General features: G+C 38.9%; 14 protein-coding genes and 1 pseudogene. 2 read left to right on the top strand and 13 right to left on the bottom strand.

Features of this window, described 5'->3' with window-relative positions:
• Positions 1–220 precede the first annotated feature (220 nt).
• The 12 genes and pseudogenes from C7B70_RS18435 to C7B70_RS18380 all read right to left on the bottom strand — a co-directional run bounded on the left by C7B70_RS18435 (position 221) and on the right by C7B70_RS18380 (position 14,715).
• Entirely contained in the window at positions 221–1,237 is a 1,017-nt protein-coding gene (locus C7B70_RS18435) for a glycosyltransferase family 2 protein (RefSeq protein WP_106370467.1), read from the bottom strand.
• 149 nt (positions 1,238–1,386) lie between these two features.
• Positions 1,387–2,376 (bottom strand): glycosyltransferase, encoded by a 990-nt coding sequence (locus C7B70_RS18430; protein WP_106370465.1) that lies wholly within the window; start codon positions 2,374–2,376, stop codon positions 1,387–1,389.
• A 158-nt stretch (positions 2,377–2,534) separates the two neighbouring features.
• Positions 2,535–3,392, bottom strand: a pseudogene (gene rfbA, locus C7B70_RS18425) (glucose-1-phosphate thymidylyltransferase RfbA); the annotation flags it as partial.
• A 32-nt stretch (positions 3,393–3,424) separates the two neighbouring features.
• Positions 3,425–4,510, bottom strand: coding sequence for a dTDP-glucose 4,6-dehydratase (gene rfbB, locus C7B70_RS18420; RefSeq protein ID WP_106370463.1), 1,086 nt, complete (start codon positions 4,508–4,510; stop codon positions 3,425–3,427).
• A 110-nt stretch (positions 4,511–4,620) separates the two neighbouring features.
• Positions 4,621–5,865 (bottom strand): aminotransferase class I/II-fold pyridoxal phosphate-dependent enzyme, encoded by a 1,245-nt coding sequence (locus C7B70_RS18415; protein WP_233220988.1) that lies wholly within the window; start codon positions 5,863–5,865, stop codon positions 4,621–4,623.
• 16 nt (positions 5,866–5,881) lie between these two features.
• A complete protein-coding gene (locus tag C7B70_RS18410; protein WP_106370461.1) occupies positions 5,882–6,445 on the bottom strand; it encodes a GNAT family N-acetyltransferase in 564 nt (187 codons plus the stop codon).
• Positions 6,446–6,475: 30 nt separating this feature from the next.
• Positions 6,476–7,384 carry a GNAT family N-acetyltransferase gene (locus tag C7B70_RS18405; RefSeq protein WP_106370459.1) on the bottom strand — a complete coding sequence of 303 codons (909 nt, stop codon included), beginning with the start codon at positions 7,382–7,384 and terminating at the stop codon, positions 6,476–6,478.
• 58 nt (positions 7,385–7,442) lie between these two features.
• Positions 7,443–8,081 (bottom strand): methyltransferase domain-containing protein, encoded by a 639-nt coding sequence (locus tag C7B70_RS18400; protein WP_199192350.1) that lies wholly within the window; start codon positions 8,079–8,081, stop codon positions 7,443–7,445.
• Positions 8,082–8,085: 4 nt separating this feature from the next.
• Positions 8,086–9,402 (bottom strand): ABC transporter ATP-binding protein, encoded by a 1,317-nt coding sequence (locus tag C7B70_RS18395; protein WP_106370457.1) that lies wholly within the window; start codon positions 9,400–9,402, stop codon positions 8,086–8,088.
• Between the two features lie 122 nt (positions 9,403–9,524).
• Positions 9,525–10,547: a hypothetical protein gene (locus C7B70_RS18390; protein WP_106370456.1), complete on the bottom strand. Its 1,023-nt coding sequence runs from the start codon at positions 10,545–10,547 to the stop codon at positions 9,525–9,527.
• A gap of 86 nt (positions 10,548–10,633) precedes the next feature.
• Positions 10,634–12,895 carry a N,N-dimethylformamidase beta subunit family domain-containing protein gene (locus tag C7B70_RS18385; RefSeq protein ID WP_106370454.1) on the bottom strand — a complete coding sequence of 754 codons (2,262 nt, stop codon included), beginning with the start codon at positions 12,893–12,895 and terminating at the stop codon, positions 10,634–10,636.
• Between the two features lie 302 nt (positions 12,896–13,197).
• Complete coding sequence (locus tag C7B70_RS18380) at positions 13,198–14,715, bottom strand: glycosyltransferase WbuB (protein WP_106370453.1); 1,518 nt, start codon at positions 14,713–14,715, stop codon at positions 13,198–13,200.
• Positions 14,716–15,540: 825 nt separating this feature from the next.
• Between C7B70_RS18380 and C7B70_RS26040 the strand changes: the two genes are divergently transcribed.
• A complete protein-coding gene (locus C7B70_RS26040) occupies positions 15,541–15,726 on the top strand; it encodes a hypothetical protein (RefSeq protein ID WP_146134095.1) in 186 nt (61 codons plus the stop codon).
• A gap of 474 nt (positions 15,727–16,200) precedes the next feature.
• Here the strand turns inward: C7B70_RS26040 and C7B70_RS18365 are convergent, their stop codons facing one another.
• Complete coding sequence (locus C7B70_RS18365; protein WP_106370452.1) at positions 16,201–18,378, bottom strand: polysaccharide biosynthesis tyrosine autokinase; 2,178 nt, start codon at positions 18,376–18,378, stop codon at positions 16,201–16,203.
• Between the two features lie 771 nt (positions 18,379–19,149).
• Between C7B70_RS18365 and C7B70_RS18360 the strand changes: the two genes are divergently transcribed.
• A complete protein-coding gene (locus C7B70_RS18360; RefSeq protein ID WP_106370451.1) occupies positions 19,150–20,583 on the top strand; it encodes an NB-ARC domain-containing protein in 1,434 nt (477 codons plus the stop codon).
• Positions 20,584–20,600 lie beyond the last annotated feature (17 nt).

Raw genomic sequence — 20,600 nt, 5'->3', positions numbered from 1 at the left:
AGCATGGGCTGTTCTCAGAATACTTAATTGAGCAACTTAAGTATCCATCCGTTCAAATGTTCCTTGCGTAAGTCCTGATCCTCTCAAACATTAAATAAATTAAGTCAACCTGATACGGGGGAAAATGCTTTAATAAACAAACCCCTATCTCGGCGGCTACCCACATGGGTCTTCGGTTCTCAAAAAGTTTTTGCAACACAACCCGTCTTTCTAACTCTTACTATTTAAATGTTAGTGAGCTATCTCTTAAAGATAGGTAAACTCTGGTTAGCAGTCGAACAAATAATGTAAATATCTTAGGCAGTTTTTTAATTTCGTAATCTGGAATTCCATTCATTCCTAAAGACTTAGCGTGTTTACGGCATTCTTCCCAATCAAAATCCCAAATAAATTCAGAATCCCAAATATCATCTAAAAAGAATTTCTTTAGGCTATATTTCTCAAAATAACGAAGAACCTCAAAGTCCCACCAGTGGTATTTACTATCAATAATTGATGTCATATCAATTCCTATTTTCTTCCACCCAGCAAACCACTCTAGTGGAGAGTTTTCAGGTATACCGGCTGCTATCCAATTAATATTTGAAGCATAGCGTCTTCGTCTACTAAGAAAGTTATTATTGCTGTTAAGAACATTTTCTAATACACTATAAAATCTTATTTTAGAAGCTTCTGCACCAGGACGAGTTAAGCGGTAGTGAAGTATTTTAACATCATTAATATAGAGTTTTGTGGCGTAATCAGGTCGTGGAATTCTGATGCTATGAACTTTATTTGGCTTATGCTCTATGCCATCATCTACATAACCAACGGGCCAGGGAGTACTGTACCTTATACAACGATAGGGGGTTAAGAATAAATCTGGTTTCTCAAAGTATAAAACAGTGCCTGGCTTTGCAGCCAACATTGACTGCCAACCTGATGTTTTTATTGCATTAGCAGCTAATATTTCATCTGCATCTAAAGCAAGAATTATCTTATGCTCTAAAACTAATTCTCTAGCTGTCTTGATTAGTAGTAACTGTCTCTCTGCCTCATTAAATTCCTCTGAATCATTTTTTATTAATATAACTTTTGGGTATTTTTTACAAATATCAGGACTTCCATCAGTTGAGTTCTGATCGGCAATAATTATGCAATCGGCAAATTGACTAGTAACAGCTAAAAAGCGCTCAAGAATCCAAGCTTCATTTTTTATTGGAGTGATTACAACAATTTTGGGTGGCTGATTTATCATTTTTTAATTACAATAAAAGCTTTTTTGTTACTAATTTTTTACTGTTTATATTGGCGCTCATACTCATTGGCTTTTTAGCTTGCTGATAGCAATAGATTGCTTTTGGGGAATTTTTCGTCAATAAAATATTTATGCATATTTATTTGGGCTCAGATGAAATTTATACTAAGCTGCTTGAATTTGTTAAGGGTTCTAGATAGGGTTTTGTGTAAAATTGGAGCATGGGTTCGGATTATTTTCGAAGTTGAATACTTTAAATAAGTCGCATTTATTAATATCCCATTAGCTAACAAATATTTGAAGAACCATATATTCGTGTACTTTCTAGCATTTTTTCTATCTCCCTCCTTCTCATAAGCTATAGCCAAATCTTTATGAAGTACAGTCAAGCTAAATCTAATGTTTTTTTGAAATTTAGAGCTTGAGTCAAAATGTTTGCTAAGATGCTCAAAAAACTTAACTGTTTGTAAAAGACCTTGGATTTGACTTTTTCGTGACCAATTTCCTTGAAGGTGAATTCTATACACACTCATAGTCTCATTTATATATCCAATCTTCCCGTGTTGAGCAAGGAGAATTTGCAGTACCCAATCTACAAAGTCTAAATCGTACACCCAGTCTGGAATTTCATGTATAAATCCCTGTCGAAACATTATTGAAGCGGTTGTCATGGGATTGCACACTCCAAGCAAATATTGAAGAGTGAAAACCTGTTTCGGCTGAAATGCCACAGGAATATACCAGTCTGGTCGACCATCTCGCTCACGAACTAAGGCTTTATGAAAACAGATTGTATGGTCAGCGTGAGCATCTAAAAAATCTACCTGTTTTTGCACTTTATCAGGAGAAGTCCAGTAATCATCTCCTTCCAAGAGAGCTATGTAGTCACCTCGACAAGCTTTGAAAGTCTGAATAAGATTATCATGCATTCCCAGATTTTTTTCCGGCAGCAGCAAGCGGATTTTCTCTGGATTTTCTTGTTGATAGCGAATGAGAATATCTCGCGTATTATCTGTAGAGCAGTCTTCGCCAATTACAATCTCATAGTCAAAATTAACTTGCTGCATCAGAACACTATCTACTGCCTGAGCAATATATTGAGCGTGATTATAGGCAAGCATTAATACACTTACTTTCATGTAGAAACCTTAAAATATTTTCAAATGTGAGAATTTTTAATTTAATCTTTAGCATACAGTGCTATCTCCTCAGCTTTAAAAGGTTCTGGTTTGATGAAACCGTTTCCTAGTACAACCTGATTGTTTTGCTGAACCAGAGCATAATGGAGATCGCTGTTGATCATATCCATTAAGTAACGTCCATAGCTACTCTTAAGTAATGGCTTTGCGAGTCGAGCGAGTTGCTCTGCATCAATATATCCTTGGCGGTAAGCAATTTCTTCAATGCAAGCTACTTTCAAACCCTGTCGTTGCTCTAAGGTTTGAATAAAGCTAGCAGCTTGGTGAAGAGATTCATAGGTACCTGTGTCTAACCAAGCGTAACCTCTACCTAAAATCTCGACCTTTAATTGTCCGCGAGCGAGATAAATTCGATTTAAGTCAGTAATTTCTAGCTCATTGCGCTCTGAGGGTTTGACCGTGGCAGCAATCTCTGAAACTTGGGAATCGTAAAAATACATACCAGGCATAGCATAATTAGATTTGGGAATGCGTGGTTTTTCCTCTATACTGACTACTTCACCTGTTTCATTGAATTCTACTACACCATAATATTGAGGTTCTGTTACTTGATAAGCAAAAAGATGTCCGCCTTCACGTAATTGGGCAGCACGTTTTAGTACATCAACCAAACCATTCCCGTAAAAGAGATTATCGCCTAAAATTAAGCATACGGGCTCATTACCTATAAAGTCTTTGCCTAAAATGAAAGCTTGTACCAAACCTTCAGGTCTTGGTTGTTCAATGTAGCTAAACTTAAGACCCCACTGACTACCATCTTGCAGAAGTTCTTGAAACAATGGCAGATGGGCGGGCGTAGAGATAATCAGGATTTCTCGAATCCCAGCCAACATTAAAATTGATAAGGGATAGTAAATCATCGGCTTATCATAAACAGGCATTAGCTGTTTGCTAATTACTTGGGTGAGTGGATAAAGCCGTGTACCCGAACCACCAGCTAGAATTATGCCCTTCATACTTACACATTCCTCAAATGTTTTACGATTGTTTAATGCGATGAACACGCTATGTCTCGGTCAGTATAGTTTTGCTGAATCCAGGTGCGGTAAGTTCCTGACTGGACTTGCTCAACCCAACTAGGATTGCTTAGATACCACTGGATCGTTTTTAATAAACCACTTTCAAAATTTTCTTTGGGCTGCCATCCTAAATCATGCTTAATTTTGTCGCAATTAATTGCATACCTTTGGTCGTGACCAGGGCGGTCTTTCACGAAAGTAATTAAAGAAGAATAGCGAAAGTTTGATTTTGGAACCAAATCATCGAGTACAGCACAAATTTTCTCAACAACTGCTAAGTTCATCTGTTCGTTGTTGCCACCAATGTTGTAAGTCTCGCCTATTTTGCTTTTTTGCAGCACTAAATAAATAGCTTCACAGTGATCCTCGACATATAGCCAGTCGCGAATATTTTGTCCATCCCCATAAATGGGTAAGGGCTTTCTATTCAACGCATTTAGAATTATCAAAGGGATCAGTTTTTCAGGAAACTGGCGCGGACCATAGTTGTTGGAGCAGTTAATTGTTAAAGTAGGTAAACCGTAGGTTTGATAGTAAGCTCGTACCAAATGGTCAGACCCCGCTTTTGATGCCGCATAGGGACTGTTAGGTGCGTAGGGAGTATCTTCCCGAAAAGCTGGTTGTGTTGGGCTTAGTGAGCCGTAAACTTCATCCGTAGAGATGTGTAAGAAACGAAATTGTTCTTGCTTTTTTGGAGATAATTTTTCCCAGTAGACTCGGCTAGCTTCTAGAAGATGGAAAGTTCCTAATACATTAGTTTGAATAAAAGCTTGGGGGCTAAGAATCGAGCGATCAACATGGCTTTCAGCGGCAAAGTTTATAATTGCGTCTGGTCGCTGCTGCTCTAGAAGATTAGATATTAGTTCGATATTGCTAATGTCTCCACGAACAAAATAATATCCAGGATCATTTTGCAATTCTTCTAAATCTTGAGGGTTGCTGGCGTAGGTTAATTTATCTAGATTGATAATGTTAGACCACTGTTCTTTTCTAGCTTTAAGGATAAAGTTAGAGCCGATAAAGCCAGCGCCACCCGTAACTAGAAATGTTTGCATCTTTTGTAAAAATAAATGAATAATATTTGACTTTGTTAAATCCGTGATGATTTTCAGGCAATTGTTTATGAAAGAATTAAAGTTTCTATGTGTTAAATGTCACTAACTATTTATTTATTGGAATGCACTGACTCATTAACTTTGTACGCTAATCTCTCCTTAACCTGATAACTATATTGAACTACCAACCGAATAATCTGACAAATTTTACTGATTTCCTCTGTCCCAACTGCTGTGCCTGTAGGCAGAACTAACACCCGTTTGCCTAAACTTTCAGTTTCTGGAAGTAGCAGTCCTGCATGAGGAAAGTAGGAGCGATAGGGTTCCATACGATGGCATCCGGGATAAAAGTAGCGTCGAGCTAAGATATTTTCAGCCCAGAGGATTTTTACCAGGCGATCGCGCTCGACTTGGGTAATTTCCTCGTCAATTTCCAGCACAATATACTGATAGTTGCACTTTTCAGACTGATTGTAGGTTAATAATTTAACACCTGGTATGTCTCTCAGTTCGCGCTGATATTGCCTGTAGTTACTACAGTTGACTGCCACAAATTTATCTAAGCTTTCTAACCCCGTTAGCCCCATAGCGGCAGAAACTTCGCTCATTTTGCCGTTGGTGCCGATGTAATCCACCTGCTCAAGTCCAGCAAAACCAAAGTTCTTCATTAGGCGAATTTTGGCAGCCAATTCATCATTATTTGTGGCGATCGCTCCCCCCTCAAAGGTATTGAAAAACTTAGTCGCATGAAAGCTAAACACCTCAGCATCGCCAAAATTACCGATCATTTGCCCCTGATGGGAACAACCAAAAGCATGGGCTGCGTCAAACATCAGCTTGAGGTTATGCCTTTGAGCAATTTCTGTGAGGGCTGCTACATTACAAGCTTGTCCCCACAGATGAACACCAATGATTCCGGTTGTACGAGGCGTAATTAGTGCTTCTACACGCCACGGATTGATAGTATGAGTCTGAGGATCGATATCACAGAAGACTGGAGTTATCTCTTGCCACTGTAAGGCGTGAGCAGTGGCAATGAAGGTAAACGAAGGAATAATCACCTCTCCTGTTAGACCTGCTGCTCTAATGGCAATTTCCAAGGCAATAGTTGCGTTACACATGGCAATGCAATGCTTGACTCCAACGATGTCAGTAATGCGTTGTTCAAACTCCTGAACATAAGGGCCGTTATTGGTCAACCATCTTCTATCGAGTAAGTCATTAATTCGCTGCATCAGGCGATCGCGATCACCAATGTTAGGGCGACCAACATGAAGCTTCTCGCTGAATGTTGGCGTACCACCGAATAAAGCTAATTCGTCACAGGATTTCTTCATATCATTGTCTATCTCCACAATACCTATCCAGAACTTAGCAGCTTTGTATTGGAACATCGCCAGCACAAAGACCCATAATTAACACATCTTTAAATTGACTGTCTTTAAATATATGCCCACGTAATTCACCCTCCGTTGTAAATCCACACTTTTCGTACATTTTGATAGCTGATATATTATCTTTTAAAACAAAAAGATATAACCGTTGTAAGCCTAGGTCTTTTAAAGCATATTCAATGAGCAACCTGACCGCAGCCTTACCATACCCTTTGGCACGTTGTTCAGCGTCACCTATAAATATATTTAACTCCCCATGTCGTGATATCCAATCAATGTTGCGTAAATATATATTGCCAACATGCTGCGAGTTAATTGTTAAATAAATAGCCCAATTAATTTCATGATTTGAATAGGATTGCTTCTTTCTTAACCACTCTTCAACCACAGATAAACTTACATATCGAAATGGACTTAAGAGAGAATTATACAAACTTGGGTCGTTATGCCATTTATAAATCCTTTCTGCATCCTCTATCTCAAGTGATCTCAGAAACACTAATGGGGTTTCATGAACAGCTTTTTCATGACTTTTCTGCATACGTTTATTTCGGCTTCGGTTGAAAAAACACTATTTAAACTCACCTTTTCGATAGGCAGGAAAATATTCGGTAGCAGGTATATCTTTTTCGTTCATTATCTGTGTATATTTTCTAGGGTCAAAGATATGACAACAAAAGTAAGCAGTTCTAGTTCCAGTAGACCAGCCTTCTTTGAAGCGACTCAAACCATCTGTTTCAGTACCTTTAAGACCTGCTCCTGCACCAAGATTCAACCAGCGGAGTTTAATATCTGAAAAATATTCAATTGCTGACCAAAATAAAGCGAACGAGGCACGGAGTTGATAGCCCAAATCACTGTATGCACCTAGATGATAGTAACCGACATTAGAATGGACATACCATAAATTTATACCGACAGTTACTTCTTGATGCACTGCCCGAAACATAAACAGCCCAGGAACTTGTAGCTGGTTGATAAAAGATTGTTGTGAAAATGCAGAAATTCCCCGAATGTTATGCCTCTCGATCAGGACATTATAAAGTTCGATCCAGTCCAGAATAGACTGCATCGGATCTTGACATTTCTCAACTTGCACATCTTGTAAAGCTTTACGGATATAGCGACGATGATGGCTTGAGATAAATGTATCTAAAGGAGAAGTAAGATCGACAATAAAATGCTCTTTAAAGGGAATTACTTTATGGTTGAAACATTGATTGAGATCTTCAACCTCGTAATTCCCAAAAGGATCGGTAACAACTGCTAAACTAACTAGCTCATTATCAATACTCTCTAAATCTTCGCAGACCATGTTCCAATCCTTACAGGCAAATAGAGGATAACAACCGATAGCATCTTGGTAAGGAAATCCAGGTATTTTTCGCTCTAAAATCCATCCCTGGCTTTTAGGTAAAAGACGTGGAAAACCAAGCTCTGCTAGTGATTCTGCATATTTTGTATGTAAGTAACCAGTCATATTTTTAACCTAAAAAAGCAAGCCATTTGGATGAATCATTTCGTGAAATAATATATAGCTATTTTTGCGCTTCACAAATCAGCAGAGAGTCCTTACGAGTTTCACGGTTTTGAAGTTCTGGCACATCACTATAGCCCCAACTTAAATCCTTGACCTTTTCAAAGCCAGCTTCATACAATCTCCGATGTAATTCCTCGCAGTCATATAGCCATTGATGTCCCCACCAGCGAAAACAAATGTTCATCATTTCAGCGCGTGACTTAATAAACTGATATTCAGGCCATGTTAACCAATCCTGACTATGCCAATCTTCAGAATTATATTTAGCAATTACATACTCAAGTGAAGGCATTGCGATACGCAAAGATCCTCCATTTTCAAGGAGGCGATAGCATTCAGCTAAAAAGTTAACTCCCTGATCAATAGGTAAATGTTCTAAAAAATGCTCAGAATAAATAAGACTACAAGAGTTATCATTCATAAATTCAAACTTTTGAGCAGCATTCCAAAAAATATCAACAATATTTGGATCGCCTTCTAAGTCTAGATTTAGCCAGCCTATATGTTTATTACTTCCACACCCCACATTGAGCTTGTAAGGTGTTTGAAATTTTGACATAGTCTTTTTAGCTATATACTTGTTATAGAAAGTTAAGCGCTTCTTCATAATTTTTGTTACACTTTCAGATATTTTCATGTTCTTAATCATTTATTTTTTTCGTTTGTTTGGCTTCCAATTTATTTTTAAATTCTACTTGCCATTCCAAATTGGGGCGAACTATTCCTTGCCACTTGCCATACCAATTGGAATCTCTCTCAACATCATGCACAGTAAAACTCAATAAATTTTCACATATATAAAGGACAGTTGAAGTATCTTGAACAATCATCATTGTAATCTGATAACTTCCATCGTTTAAAAAATTTCCAGGAATGTAACAAACCCCTCGAATTAGCCCTGAAGGACAAGTAATCGAGCTTGAAATTGAATTAAATACACAAGTTCCCTCTGAGGTGTAAAGATTTAAGCTCAAATTTAGATAAGCACCTTCGAGGTAATTCCAATACTCAAATTCAATTTTTAAAGGAGTTATAACTGTAATCTGATTTAGTGATGAGTCATCGTGTTCTGGAACTACCCCAATTTGATACAGGCGGACTTTATCATTACCAGGAGCAGTTTCAATATCATCCCAGGTTCTTAAGAGAGATAAAGAGTCGTTATTGTCAGACTCTATATAATGAGATATAACATCATGAGTTTCTCCATCAGTTATTAAACATCCTGACTTGAGAAGTATGGCTCGATCACAGAGACTTTTTAACGCTGCCATATTGTGACTAACAAACAAGACGGTACGCCCTTCTTTATCAGAAACATCACTCATTTTCCCCAAGCACTTCTTTTGAAATTTGGCATCTCCTACGGCAAGCACTTCATCGATAATTAAAATCTCAGGTTCTAGGTGAGCGGCTACGGCAAAAGCCAAGCGGACATACATCCCTGAAGAGTAGCGTTTAACAGGTGTATCTAAAAACTTTTCAACTTCGGCAAAAGAGACTATTTCATCAAACTTTTTTTTAATCTCCGCCCTGCCCATCCCTAGAATGGCGCTGTTGAGATAAATGTTTTCCCGACCTGTCAATTCTGGGTGAAAACCTGTCCCCACTTCTAAGAGACTTGCGACTCTACCCTTAATAGCAATACGTCCATTTGTTGGTTCAGTAACACGGCTTAAAATTTTAAGTAGAGTTGATTTTCCTGCGCCATTGCTACCAATAATCCCAATGCGATCGCCTTGCTTAATTTCAAATGAGACATCTTTCAATGCCCAAAACTCTTCACAGGCTGAATTATATGTTTTTTTGCTAGAAGGCTTAAGCAATTTTTTACTTAGGGAACTAACGCCATTACTGATCGATTCCCGCAAAGATTTATAACTGCTGTATCCTTCCTGTTGGTGGCTCAGGATGTACTTCTTACTTAGGTTGTCAACTCGAATTGCTGTATCAGACATTGTTTCAACCTTTATGATATTCGTGCGTGATCTTCCGGAATTGTCTCAAGACTTTATCTCCTACGCTTTGAGCAATGAGCCGTCATCCAACTATTCTTCGATACTCAGGAAGCAATCTTTTCTTACGTTCGCGCAAATGTAATCTTATCGACAGCGAATTTTCTTAGGAATTTTAGTTCTCCAGTTTTCACATCCACAATGAATAGGGAATTAGTTTTCTCATTGTTGGGATCAGCAAGCGCAAACAATTGACCTGCGGAAGAAAAGGCTAGGCTTACCAAGTCATTTTCTAGAGGTTTGTTGTTGAAGCTCAAGTTCACCAACCTGATAATCTTTCCTTTGCCAGTAATTTGCGATTTGTTCGCTAGGTCTAGCTTCACTAAAAGGGGGACACCTTCAGCATCGCACCTAGTAGCGTAAATGGTTCCATCTGGAGATTGAGTAAGATTACTAAGTCGCTGATTTGGTAGAATCTGTGGCAAACCCAACTGATTACTGGCATCTACTTGACCTGAGGTAGGATTAATAAATGCCAACTCAAAAGGCGGTCCGCCTTCTGCTAGACTAATTACACCAAGGATCTGGTCTCCTTTTTTGTCATTTGTAGTAACTACTACCAAACTTTCAACCGTACTATACTTCTTGTTTTTGGTTTTTTTGACTTTTAATCCTTTTTTCGCCTTTACCCTACTCTTTGTAGCAGGTTCAGTAAATAGGAGGCGACTGAAAGTACCCTGCTTGGTAGCAGCGGTAGCAGCAATCACAAAAGTGTTGTCGGATAATACAGTCAAAGCAGTTATCCGCTCGCTGGGCTTTTTAACAAGTAGAGCTTTAGCGACCGTCTCCGTTGTTTCCTGCTGATTGCCAACAGTGAGTGCGGAGATGTTGGCAACTAAAGCCTCTTCAGCAGTTGCTAAGGTTGCTAAATCTATGGAATAAATGATAATTGCCGGGGTAGTGTTAGCAGAGGTAGCATCAACGGAGTCTTCTGTTATGGCTTTACTAGCTGGAGTCAAGATCACACCATAAAGCTGCTCTGATAACTGTTGTGCAAAAACCTTGGATTCAAGTTTGGCGAGCAAAGTTGTAGCAGCGCTAACAATCGTTAACTGACCAAATCGTCGGCGTTTTATTCTAAAATTCATAAGTTCTACTCTTATTACTCGGAAAACTGGAATAGGCAAAAGCTAATAGAGATGGCAACAATGTTTTGCACCTCGATTACATACTTTTAAGGCACAATCATATTAGCGTCTGGAGTTTGAGGCTTTGCGCCCATATTTGCTAGTACGTTGACTGCAATTTGCTTGGCACGCCAATCTACTTGAGTTGTGCCGCAGAAGCTAGAATCTAACCCCAACATCCAATGAATCGATCCTGTTGTAAACACCTTAGCACCGCTAAGAGCGGTGTAGCGAACTGCATTTGAAACTTTGGGATAGGGCTGGGGAATCTCCAGATCGAGGGGATACGGTTGGTTCACAGGCGAAGAGGACAGAATAACTAGATTGCTTGGGGTAAAGCCGTTGTTAACAACTGCATCCCATTCAAAGCCTACCAAGTCTGGTAATACACTACCGTTGCCTAAACCTGTATTGGCATAGTAGGGATCGCTACTATTGGTCACTATAAAGTCGTACCCTGAGTAGGAGGGATTGTATAAATTACTCGATGTATCATACAAACCATAATAGTCTTCACCCGTATACAGCACTCCTAGCAATGCGTTTTCAGGACGGTTGATTTGAGTGTTCCGGAACGTTTTTGTTGGTAACACCGGATCCGTAGCACCCTTGTAACAAGCCATTATTCTGTTGGGAACATTATTTGCACTAGAGTTCTCAAATCGCACTCGCCAGTAACAGGTGTTAGCAGAGAAAAATGCTAAGTTAACTGGTGGATTGGCGTCACGAGCCTGCTCCACAGCATTGCGCTCTGCCATCGACCAATACTCATCATGACCGACGGATAGGTATAGCTTATGCTGTCTCAACAACTGTGGGTTATTTTGAATATCTAAGTTGGTAATATAGCTGACATCATAACTTTGAGACTCCAGCCAGTACACCATATGGCGCTGGTGACGAGTCATTGAGTCATATAGCCATGCTGAACTTGCACTGGTTTGAGCAAATGGTCGATCATAGGACACTTTGAAGCTTCTTTCACCGTTAATACTGTTCCAGGGGTATAGACCGTAGCCCCCACTATTGTTATAAGCTTGGAACGTATTAAAACAACTTGAGAAGACAATGTTAGAGGTACTGCTGTCATCGCGGACCACAAACCACACCTGTGACTGTTTAGCAGTTGCCAGATCGGTCAATTTGGCAACGTACAGACCGCTAATCCAATTAGCTCCCACCGTTACGGTGTAGGATGTTGACCAGTTACACTCAATCAGGCGGGTAGCACTGTCGAAACTACATGCAGGTTGAGTGATCCCATTGAGAGTTCCACTACTAACTATTAATCGACCCCCTTGACCTTGGTAGTAACCTAAACGGTAGACATCAATTTTGAGCTGCCCCGGCTGTCCTAAAGAAACTTTTATCGGCAGCGAACCGCCCTTATTTACACTGGGCGCACCGGCATAGCCAGCAATCTCTGTTGTACTGTAGTCAGTAATCTGCCAGTTTGTAGTGCCAGGTTTCTGGTTTTCCAAAAAGATCGAATTAGGGTTGTTTGGCAAAGCCTTAGCCCTGAAAGTGATACTACCTATGCCAAGAGCCGTCGCACTTACAGTGTTTTCTATACCATCTGTTGTCCCCAGGGTTAGTACCGTACTCGCCTGACCACTTGCATCAGTTATCGCACTGAGCGGCGAAACTGAACCCCCGCCGCTAGTTATAGCAAAGTTGAGTGTAACGCCTGCCTGGGGGTTGCCACTACTATCCTTGACTTGCACGACTAACGGGTTTGGTAAACTAGCTCCTGCCGCACCAGTCTGACTATCTCCGCTTACCTTGACAATCATACTGCTAGGAACGAATGCTACGTCACAGAAATAGTTGCTGTTTTGATAAGAATTGGTTGGGAAAGAATTTGCTGGTTGACCGTACACTCCATTGTTGCCGTCAGCAACTGAGCTGATAAACCCATTCACGACTACACTTGCTAATCCACCTAATGTAATAGCAGAATAACTATTACAGGTGTAACTCACTATGTAGGTCGTATTGGCTTCAATGTTCAGCGGTTCACTGAGAGCTTGCTGCTGCCAACCCGAAGCGGTCTCATTTGAGAAAGTAACGCTTGCTAGTTGAGAACCATTTGCAGACCAAATTCTGCCCACATGGATGCCGCTCTCACTAGCTGCCTTCCAAAAGCGAATTGCAGTAATATTTCCTACTTTGGTACTCCGGAACTTCATCCCCAGTTCATAGGGAGTGCCGTCACTCCATTCAAACCCAGGTGTCTGAGTCGTAAAGAGCGTCTGGGGAGCGCTCTGTGCTTGAGCTAAGAGTATTCCATCATTAATTGGCTTATTCATTTCTTCTTTAAAAATTATGGAGCCGATTGCTATAAACCTTACTATAAGAGTAGGAATACTCTAAAGGCTTTTTATTTGACACCCCGAACCCTAATTCATGTGCTTACCAAGCAAATCGAAAAACGAGTCTCAATGTACCTAGGCAACTACTCTATCCAACAAAAAACTTATGTACTAATTATTACCTAACTATCGTAATACACTTAAGGCAGCTAAAGCGGTTCTGTTGCAAAAATATTTGAAGTAATAAAATCCTTTAATCTCGAAAGGTAAGACTGATTTAGGCAGAAAAGCCTTTTAGATTACTGCTTTAGTATTGCCTCCCTTTCAGGTAGAACTACATTACTCATTAACTCATCAATAGTTAATTGATTAAGCCAGGAATACTCAACTATAATTTCTCCTAACCGCATACCTGTGATCTGTTGGTCTGTCAGAGCGATGTCGAGTTGTAATTTAGTGATAAGTCCTGACTCAACTAGGTAACTACCAATGGGTTTATTTTGGGCTGTTGGGAGAATGTTTTTTTGAATATCTGTTTCTAGGGAACTGAAAATCGCAGGGGCAACACTGATATTTTCTAGAATTGGTGATGGGTACAACGCAACAAGCTTTCGCTCAAACTGCTGCAAAACTTTCTCCTTATGCCAGCGATCGACTGTAAGTTGACGAGCAGCTTGACCTAATTTATGACATTGATCAGGATGTGTTGCTAGATATACAATTGCATTTGATATCGCTGTTACATCTCCAGGTGAAACTACAATTCCACAGTTTTTTAATAGTTCGGCAACTTGAGTACCATAGTGAACCGTTCCAATCACGGGTTGTCCTGAAGCGCACATACCTAATAACTTGGAAGGCATTACTAAGTCTGCGGCATCGGGAATCTGGGGAAGCAAGTGAACATTAGCGAGATTTAGTAATGCATTCAGTCTCTCTGAAGGTTGTAAATCCAGAAAACGTATATTGCACATACCCGTGGCTAATTTTAGAAGCCGCTTTTTGGCAGAGCCTTCGCCGCACAGAACAAATAGAATCTTTGGGTAATCTGTTGCCAGAAGTTTTGCGGCGGATATCAAAATATCTAGCCCCTGCTTCTCTACCATGCTACCCGAATAAAGAGCAACAAAAGTGTCTGAGGGGATGTCTAATAGGTTTCGCAGAATGTTGGTTTTTTGTAGTGGATAGATGTTGTCTGTATCTACCCAGTTAGGAAAATATACACATTTAGACATATCAACTCCTTTAACTTTCAAGCGATTGAGCATGCGATCAGAGATAGTCGATACGCGGTTAAAGCGATTCATTAACCAACGCTCTATTGTCATACTTAGAGAGCGCAGGAATTTAGAGGAAGGTAAAATACCCATCTCAAATCCAGCATCTATCTCAAAATCTTGAATGTGAAGCCATGTTTTGGCTCCATTCAAAAGGCTTGTAAGCAAGGCTCCTATTACACAAAAAAAAGCTGGTTCGACTACAAATACAACATCAGGTCGCCAGAATAACCCTTGCCACAACATTAATGGCAAGCTAGAAATTGCAAAAGAAGCTAAATGTAGAATGCGTTTGAGTCCTGAAGGCTGACGAGGTATCCACAATGGACATCGCCATACTTCAACACCCTGCAAAAACTCCTTACAATAGCGCCTTGCAGAATAGCCTGCTCCTATTTGCCAAGCTGGATAATACGGCGGTGCTGTAACTACCCGAACTTCATGCCCCTGAGCTTTAAGCCATTCTGTCATTTCTCCTGTATATTTGCCGACCCCGGTAAGTTCAGGAGCGTAATTGATTCCGTAGATTAAAAAACGCATAAATTTGATTTAAAAAGTTTTATTTGGCAAGTCAGAAGTGTCCAAATCCAATTAACTATGATTAACTCTTCAAAGAGTTAATCATAGTTAATTGACTAAAGATTAAATTAACATCCTAATTAATAGTATCAATTAGGGTGTTAACTTAATACTTAAAAAATTATTATTTTTCAGAGATATATAATTAAAGCATTAGATAGTTATTGTTTGCTTCGCTCTTTAAATACCAATTGTGTTGGCAATTTTATCTATGAAAATTGGTAAATTTCTATGTTCAAGTAAGCTACCTTATTTAAACAATTTAGACAATAGGCAAAAATCATATAAAAATCATATAAAAATCATATAAAAATTCTGGGCATGGTGCAGAAGTAATATTTTTATCACTAAAAATGCTCAATCCTAAACCAAACAATAAAAGTTACAAGCTAGGCAGTAATCGATTGTTGATATTGATTACGGGCTGCCGTTGGTGTGATGTAGCCAGTGGAGAAATCTAGGCATCAAAAAGTTCAACGCACCAATGGCTAAAACGTTGGGAAACTGATGGAACGTTGGAACGATTACAAGCACGAATATTAGGAATCGCCTCCGAGAGCGGATTAATTAACTGGAGTTATGGGGCGATAAACGCGAAGCTCGCCGGACGGAGGATTCCGCCCGGCAGACTTCGCGGCTCTTTTTCCCCCTGGAAAAGGCGGTGGTGAAGAAGTTGCCTATGGTTATAAGGGTAAAGAGATATTGATTCATACCCTGACAGACGGTAATGGTATGCCTCTCTCTTGTGGCACACGTGCGAGCTGATAGTAGTGAACGAGAGAACAAGTGATACCGCTAATTGACCGCCTCCTGGTTAAAAATAATCAACCTGGTAGAAATGGCAAACGAGTTAAATTACTGGCGGCGGACAAAGGTTATGATTGCAAGGATTTGCGTGCGGTTCTATGCAAACGTGGTATTAGACCACAGTTACCAAAACGAACACGGTTTGGCGAAGAAAAATCGAGTTAGACCAATTAAAATATCCGTGCCACGTTTTCAACAAGAACGATGCTTTGCATGGTTTCAACGCTCTTGCCGTAGGCTTGTTGTTCGATGGGAAAGAATTTCTGCCTGTTTCAATGCTTTTGTTTCCCTGGCAACAATTCACATTTGGATTAACAGAATTTTATTACTGGGATAGGTTCGTATTAAGTAATACTACTATTCCGCTCTAGAGTCAATAAAAACTCGCCCTGGAAAAACTATGCTTTAACCCTAATTTTCGGTAGATTACCCTAACACAAATGTGTGGTGTCTAAGTGTTTCAAATTTTCCCTGTTGTCATGTCTGCGCTTTGAAAGGGATCTGATTATCAATGCTCCTGGTAAAAAAATAGTAAGTTGTAGAGAGAACTTGAGGGAAGATTTATTAACCCTAAGCACCGTGCCAAAATTTAAATAATTTATTATCAATAAATTTATGTTACTTTGCCAGTTAACAGATTTATGAGCGATTAAAAAACTTCAACTTGCCTAGCAGTTTTTTTATATTATTGTGTTTCTTAGAACCTGATACTTCATACTCACTTTCCGCGTGATAGTAGCGGTAAAATTTGTTATCAGCGAAAACACCATTAATAACAATGCCCAAAATATTTTGACCTGACTGATCTAACCGTTCTTTGACAACTTTAGAACTGATAGTATCTGCTACACCAGGTCTTGTTACAAGTATCACTCCGTCAGCAAACTTGCCTAAAATATTTGCATCGGCAGAGATTGCTAAAGGAGGAGTGTCAATAATTACATAATCATATTGTTTTGGGCATTGGTTAATAAAAGCTCCCATTTTCCTAGAGTCAAGTAAAATATTTTGGTTATGATCAGACTCCCCAGTAGTGATAACATCTAAATTTTTCCTAACTGTTTGGATAACACGATCGCTAAAACTAACTTTTTCGGCAATAACATTCATCAAACCTTCTTCATTAGAAATTTGCCAAATAAGATGTTGTGAAGGATGGCGGAAGTCGGCATCAATGATTAAGACTTTGTGCTCTAACTGAGCCATTACCGCCGCTAAATTGGCACAAGTAGTTGATTTACCCTCATTAGGTACAGAACTTGTAATCGCAATAACTTTTAAGGCTTTACTTGATGCAACCTCTAAGTTAAACTGAAGCATCCGATAACTTTCACTAATAAATGCACGTGGGTCTTCAATAACAGGAACCGCTCCGCTCCCAATTTCTGCTATTTTATTAAAAATTGGGATTGTTCCAAGTAATCGATAATCAAAAAGTTCACGAGCTTCTTTAACCGTTTTAATTTTTTTATCGGTCAGTTCTAAAAAATACACAACGGCTCCAGCAACTAAAATTCCTGCTAGGCTTGCGGCAATCATTGATGACTTATTACTAGCGTTAGTTGCTACTACTGGAATCTCAGCATATTCAACAATTTGAACGTTTCCTACTGTCCGATTTTCTTTAACCTTAATTTCTTGAAGGCTTTTTAAAAGTGTTTCATAAGTAGATTGAGATGCTAAAAGTTGCCGTTCTAGCTCTCCTTGTTGTTGTTGCAACTCAGGTAAGGTAGCTGCCTTTTTTTGATAGAAAGCTTGCTGCTTCAACAGAGTAGTCTTCTGGGTGATTAACCCTAAACGGTCTATCTCTAATTTGGTCAAGGTAGTAATTAGATCCTGTTGAATGCTTCCGACTTGCAAATTGCTATAAGAACTTATCTTCTGACCTTGTAAAATCCGGGTAGTCTCAGAGTTTAGCAATATATTTAACTGAGCTTCTTTCTCTTTAAATTGAACAATAATTGGGTGGTCATCTTTGTAAAGCGATCGCGCATTCGCTAATTTGCGTTGTACTTCTTGAAGTTCTTTAATTACTCCTTGTACTGCAGAAGATTGGCTTACCGATGCTGTAACTATAGCTTCCTGGGGACTCATCCCCAATTTCTGCTGTATCCCTTTAGAGCGAGAATTTAAATCGGAAAGTTGAGCTTCAATACTATCAACTTGCGAGCCTATTCTTTCTATATTTTCTGCGACTGACCTTTGTGTCTGAGCCAAATCGGTAAGCTTATATTTTTCTTTGAATTTGCGTATAGCCGCATCGGCATTATAAACATTTGCTTTAACTTTGGGTAGTTGGCTAGTGATAAAATTACCTGCTGAAATTGCTGCCGCTCGATTACCTAGTAAATTCCTATTTACATAAACATTCATTAATTGGTTAACTACTAAACTAGCTATTTCAGGATTATTGCTTTTGTAAGTAACCTGAAGAATATCTGTTCCTTCTATGTTGATCACCTCCAATCCTGCCTGTAAATCTCCAACGCTTAAAGGTGTTTTTTGAGAACTATTTTCATTTACTATATCCAAAATCTTTCGCAAAATATTCTCAGAAAGAATAAGCCTGGATTCTGTATTTAGGGAACTATTACTTTGGGAGTCCATTGCTTGTGCATCTGAATCTAACCCGATTAAAGAAGATGTTTTGTCCTGCTTGAAAAGAATCTGCCCTTGAGCGCTGTAAATTGGTGTTTTTGCAGATGTATATAAATATGACCCCCCAGTGATAGTGCTAAAAATAGCTAAAGCAGGCAACCAATGCCGTTTAAAAATACACCAATAATTATAAAATTGTATGTTTTCTGGTGCTTCCATAAAGTCTTTACTAAATATAAATAGTCAATTAATTTGGTTTGAATTATAATAGATTGTACTACGAACGAATGCTAGTTATGTTGCAAAGCCGTTCTGTCTAACTTTAATCGCTTGCGTCTTAACTTAAATGTAAAAATGTATTACTTTATTGCTAATATATTCTACCATTTCATTGCAATAATTATTGATATGAGCTTGCCATGAACTGAGCTTCGCAGTTTATAGGCTCCTCTGACTCCATATCTTTATTTGTATTAAATACTGCTAAAGAAAATGCCCATCCTAGAAAATCTACATATCTTGAGAGCAGGAGCATATAATCTAATTCACCCTGCGAACTAATGCAGAGCAGATTCAGGTAAATGTTAGATATTAGCATCAATGCCCCTTGCGTATGTTTTAATACCTTTTCACATTTGTAATAACTGCTATAATATGATCTAAGTATATCTCAAGTCACACTAGAGCAACTTATCTAACTGATACCTAATTCCAATCAAAAAGTATGATTAACATTTGCTTAGTCTTGTATTATTGATAACTTCATTTTAAGTATAACCTGTATAACAGCTTGGGTTAACTATTGCCTATAAAAAGTTAGCTTAATTAAGGATTTTCGGAGATAGAAATTCTACAGTTCCCCCTAAAGTTTCAGAATCTGTTTGCATTTAATATAGAAAAAATTATCAAAAACTCTGCTCTTTAACACAGCACCTAGAAGTTATCATATTTCAAGATAAGTTTAATTATATAAAGGAGCGTGGGCTAATAGTGACTGCTGAAGAAGCATTAGAAGTTATCCAAAGGGTGCTGGACAAAGAAAGCCTAAATAAAATTCAGGACATAGTGTTTCGGGAATGTTGGGAACGACGGTCTTACCAGGAGATTGCCACAAGCTATGGTTATGAAGTTGGTTATATAAGAGATGTTGGTTATAAGCTATGGAATTTACTCTCAAATAAATTTGGGAATAAGATTAACAAAAATAAACTCCACTTAGTTTTAAAGCAACACGACATTATGATGTGTAAGGCTGAACAAACAAGTAGTACCTCCATAGATGAATGGCAAAGGGCTCAAAAAATTGTGCCTAACCTGTTAACGGTACAAAGGAATCAAGATAATCAACGTCAAGATTGGGGAGATGCTGTCGATGTGTCTAGTTTCTATGGACGCGCAGTAGAACTTACCACTTTAAAGCAATGGATTATCCACGATCGCTGCCGTTTAATAGCATTATTGGGCATGGTCGGAATAGGCAAAACTACTCTAGCTATGAGCATTGCAGAACAGCTTCAAGATGAGTTTGAATATGTGTTTTGGCGATCGCTCCGCAATGCTTTACCCATTGAAGACTTTTTAACAGATATAATCCTATTCCTCTTTGAGCGACAAGAATTAGATATACCAAAAACTTTAGAAGATCAAATGTCATATTTGATTAAGTTTTTACGCCAACATCGCTGCCTATTGGTTTTAGATAATATAGAATCGATCTTTTGTAGTAATGAACTAGCTGGACGCTATCGTTCTGGCTATGAGTTGTATGGTCAACTTCTACGGCGGTTAGGAGACGAACATCATCAGAGTTGCGTAATCTTGACCAGTCGGGAGAAGCCAGTCGGCTTTAAAGCTAAAGAAGGCAAAACTTTACCCGTGCGATCGCTTTATCTGAGTAACTTGCAGTTAGAGGCAGCACAGGAAATCCTTAAAGTTAAAGGTCTAGTTGATACAGAGGATGAAATTAGAAAACTTGTTGAGTATTGCGCTGGTAATCCATTAGCTTTAAAAATATCAGCAACGACGATTCAGGATTTATTTGATGGGAATATTAATAGATTCCTAGAGCAAGGCACAGTAGTTTTTGGCGACATATGGGAGGTTTTAGATCGGCAGTTTAATCGCCTGTCAACTTTAGAGAAGCAGATAATGTGTTTATTAGCGAGCGATCGCAAGCAGCTTACATTAGCGGAACTACAAGAGTATATTGTCCCAATAGTCCCCTATCGAAATTTGCTAGAAGCTCTGGAGTCTTTACAACAACGCTCTGTAATTAAGAGAAACTTAACCAGTTTTACCCAGCATCCTATGATTACAGATTACATAAATGAACAGCAGCTTTTCAAGGCAAAGACCGGGGCGGGTGACGAGATTGCTGAAATAGTAGAATATAATATGCAACTCTTACAGGGTAGAGAGGAATAGGTTAAGAATAATTACTG

The sequence above is a fragment of the Chlorogloea sp. CCALA 695 genome (assembly GCF_003003885.1).
GTDB lineage: Bacteria > Cyanobacteriota > Cyanobacteriia > Cyanobacteriales > Chroococcidiopsidaceae > Aliterella.
This window is presented reverse-complemented; position numbering and strand designations above follow the sequence as displayed.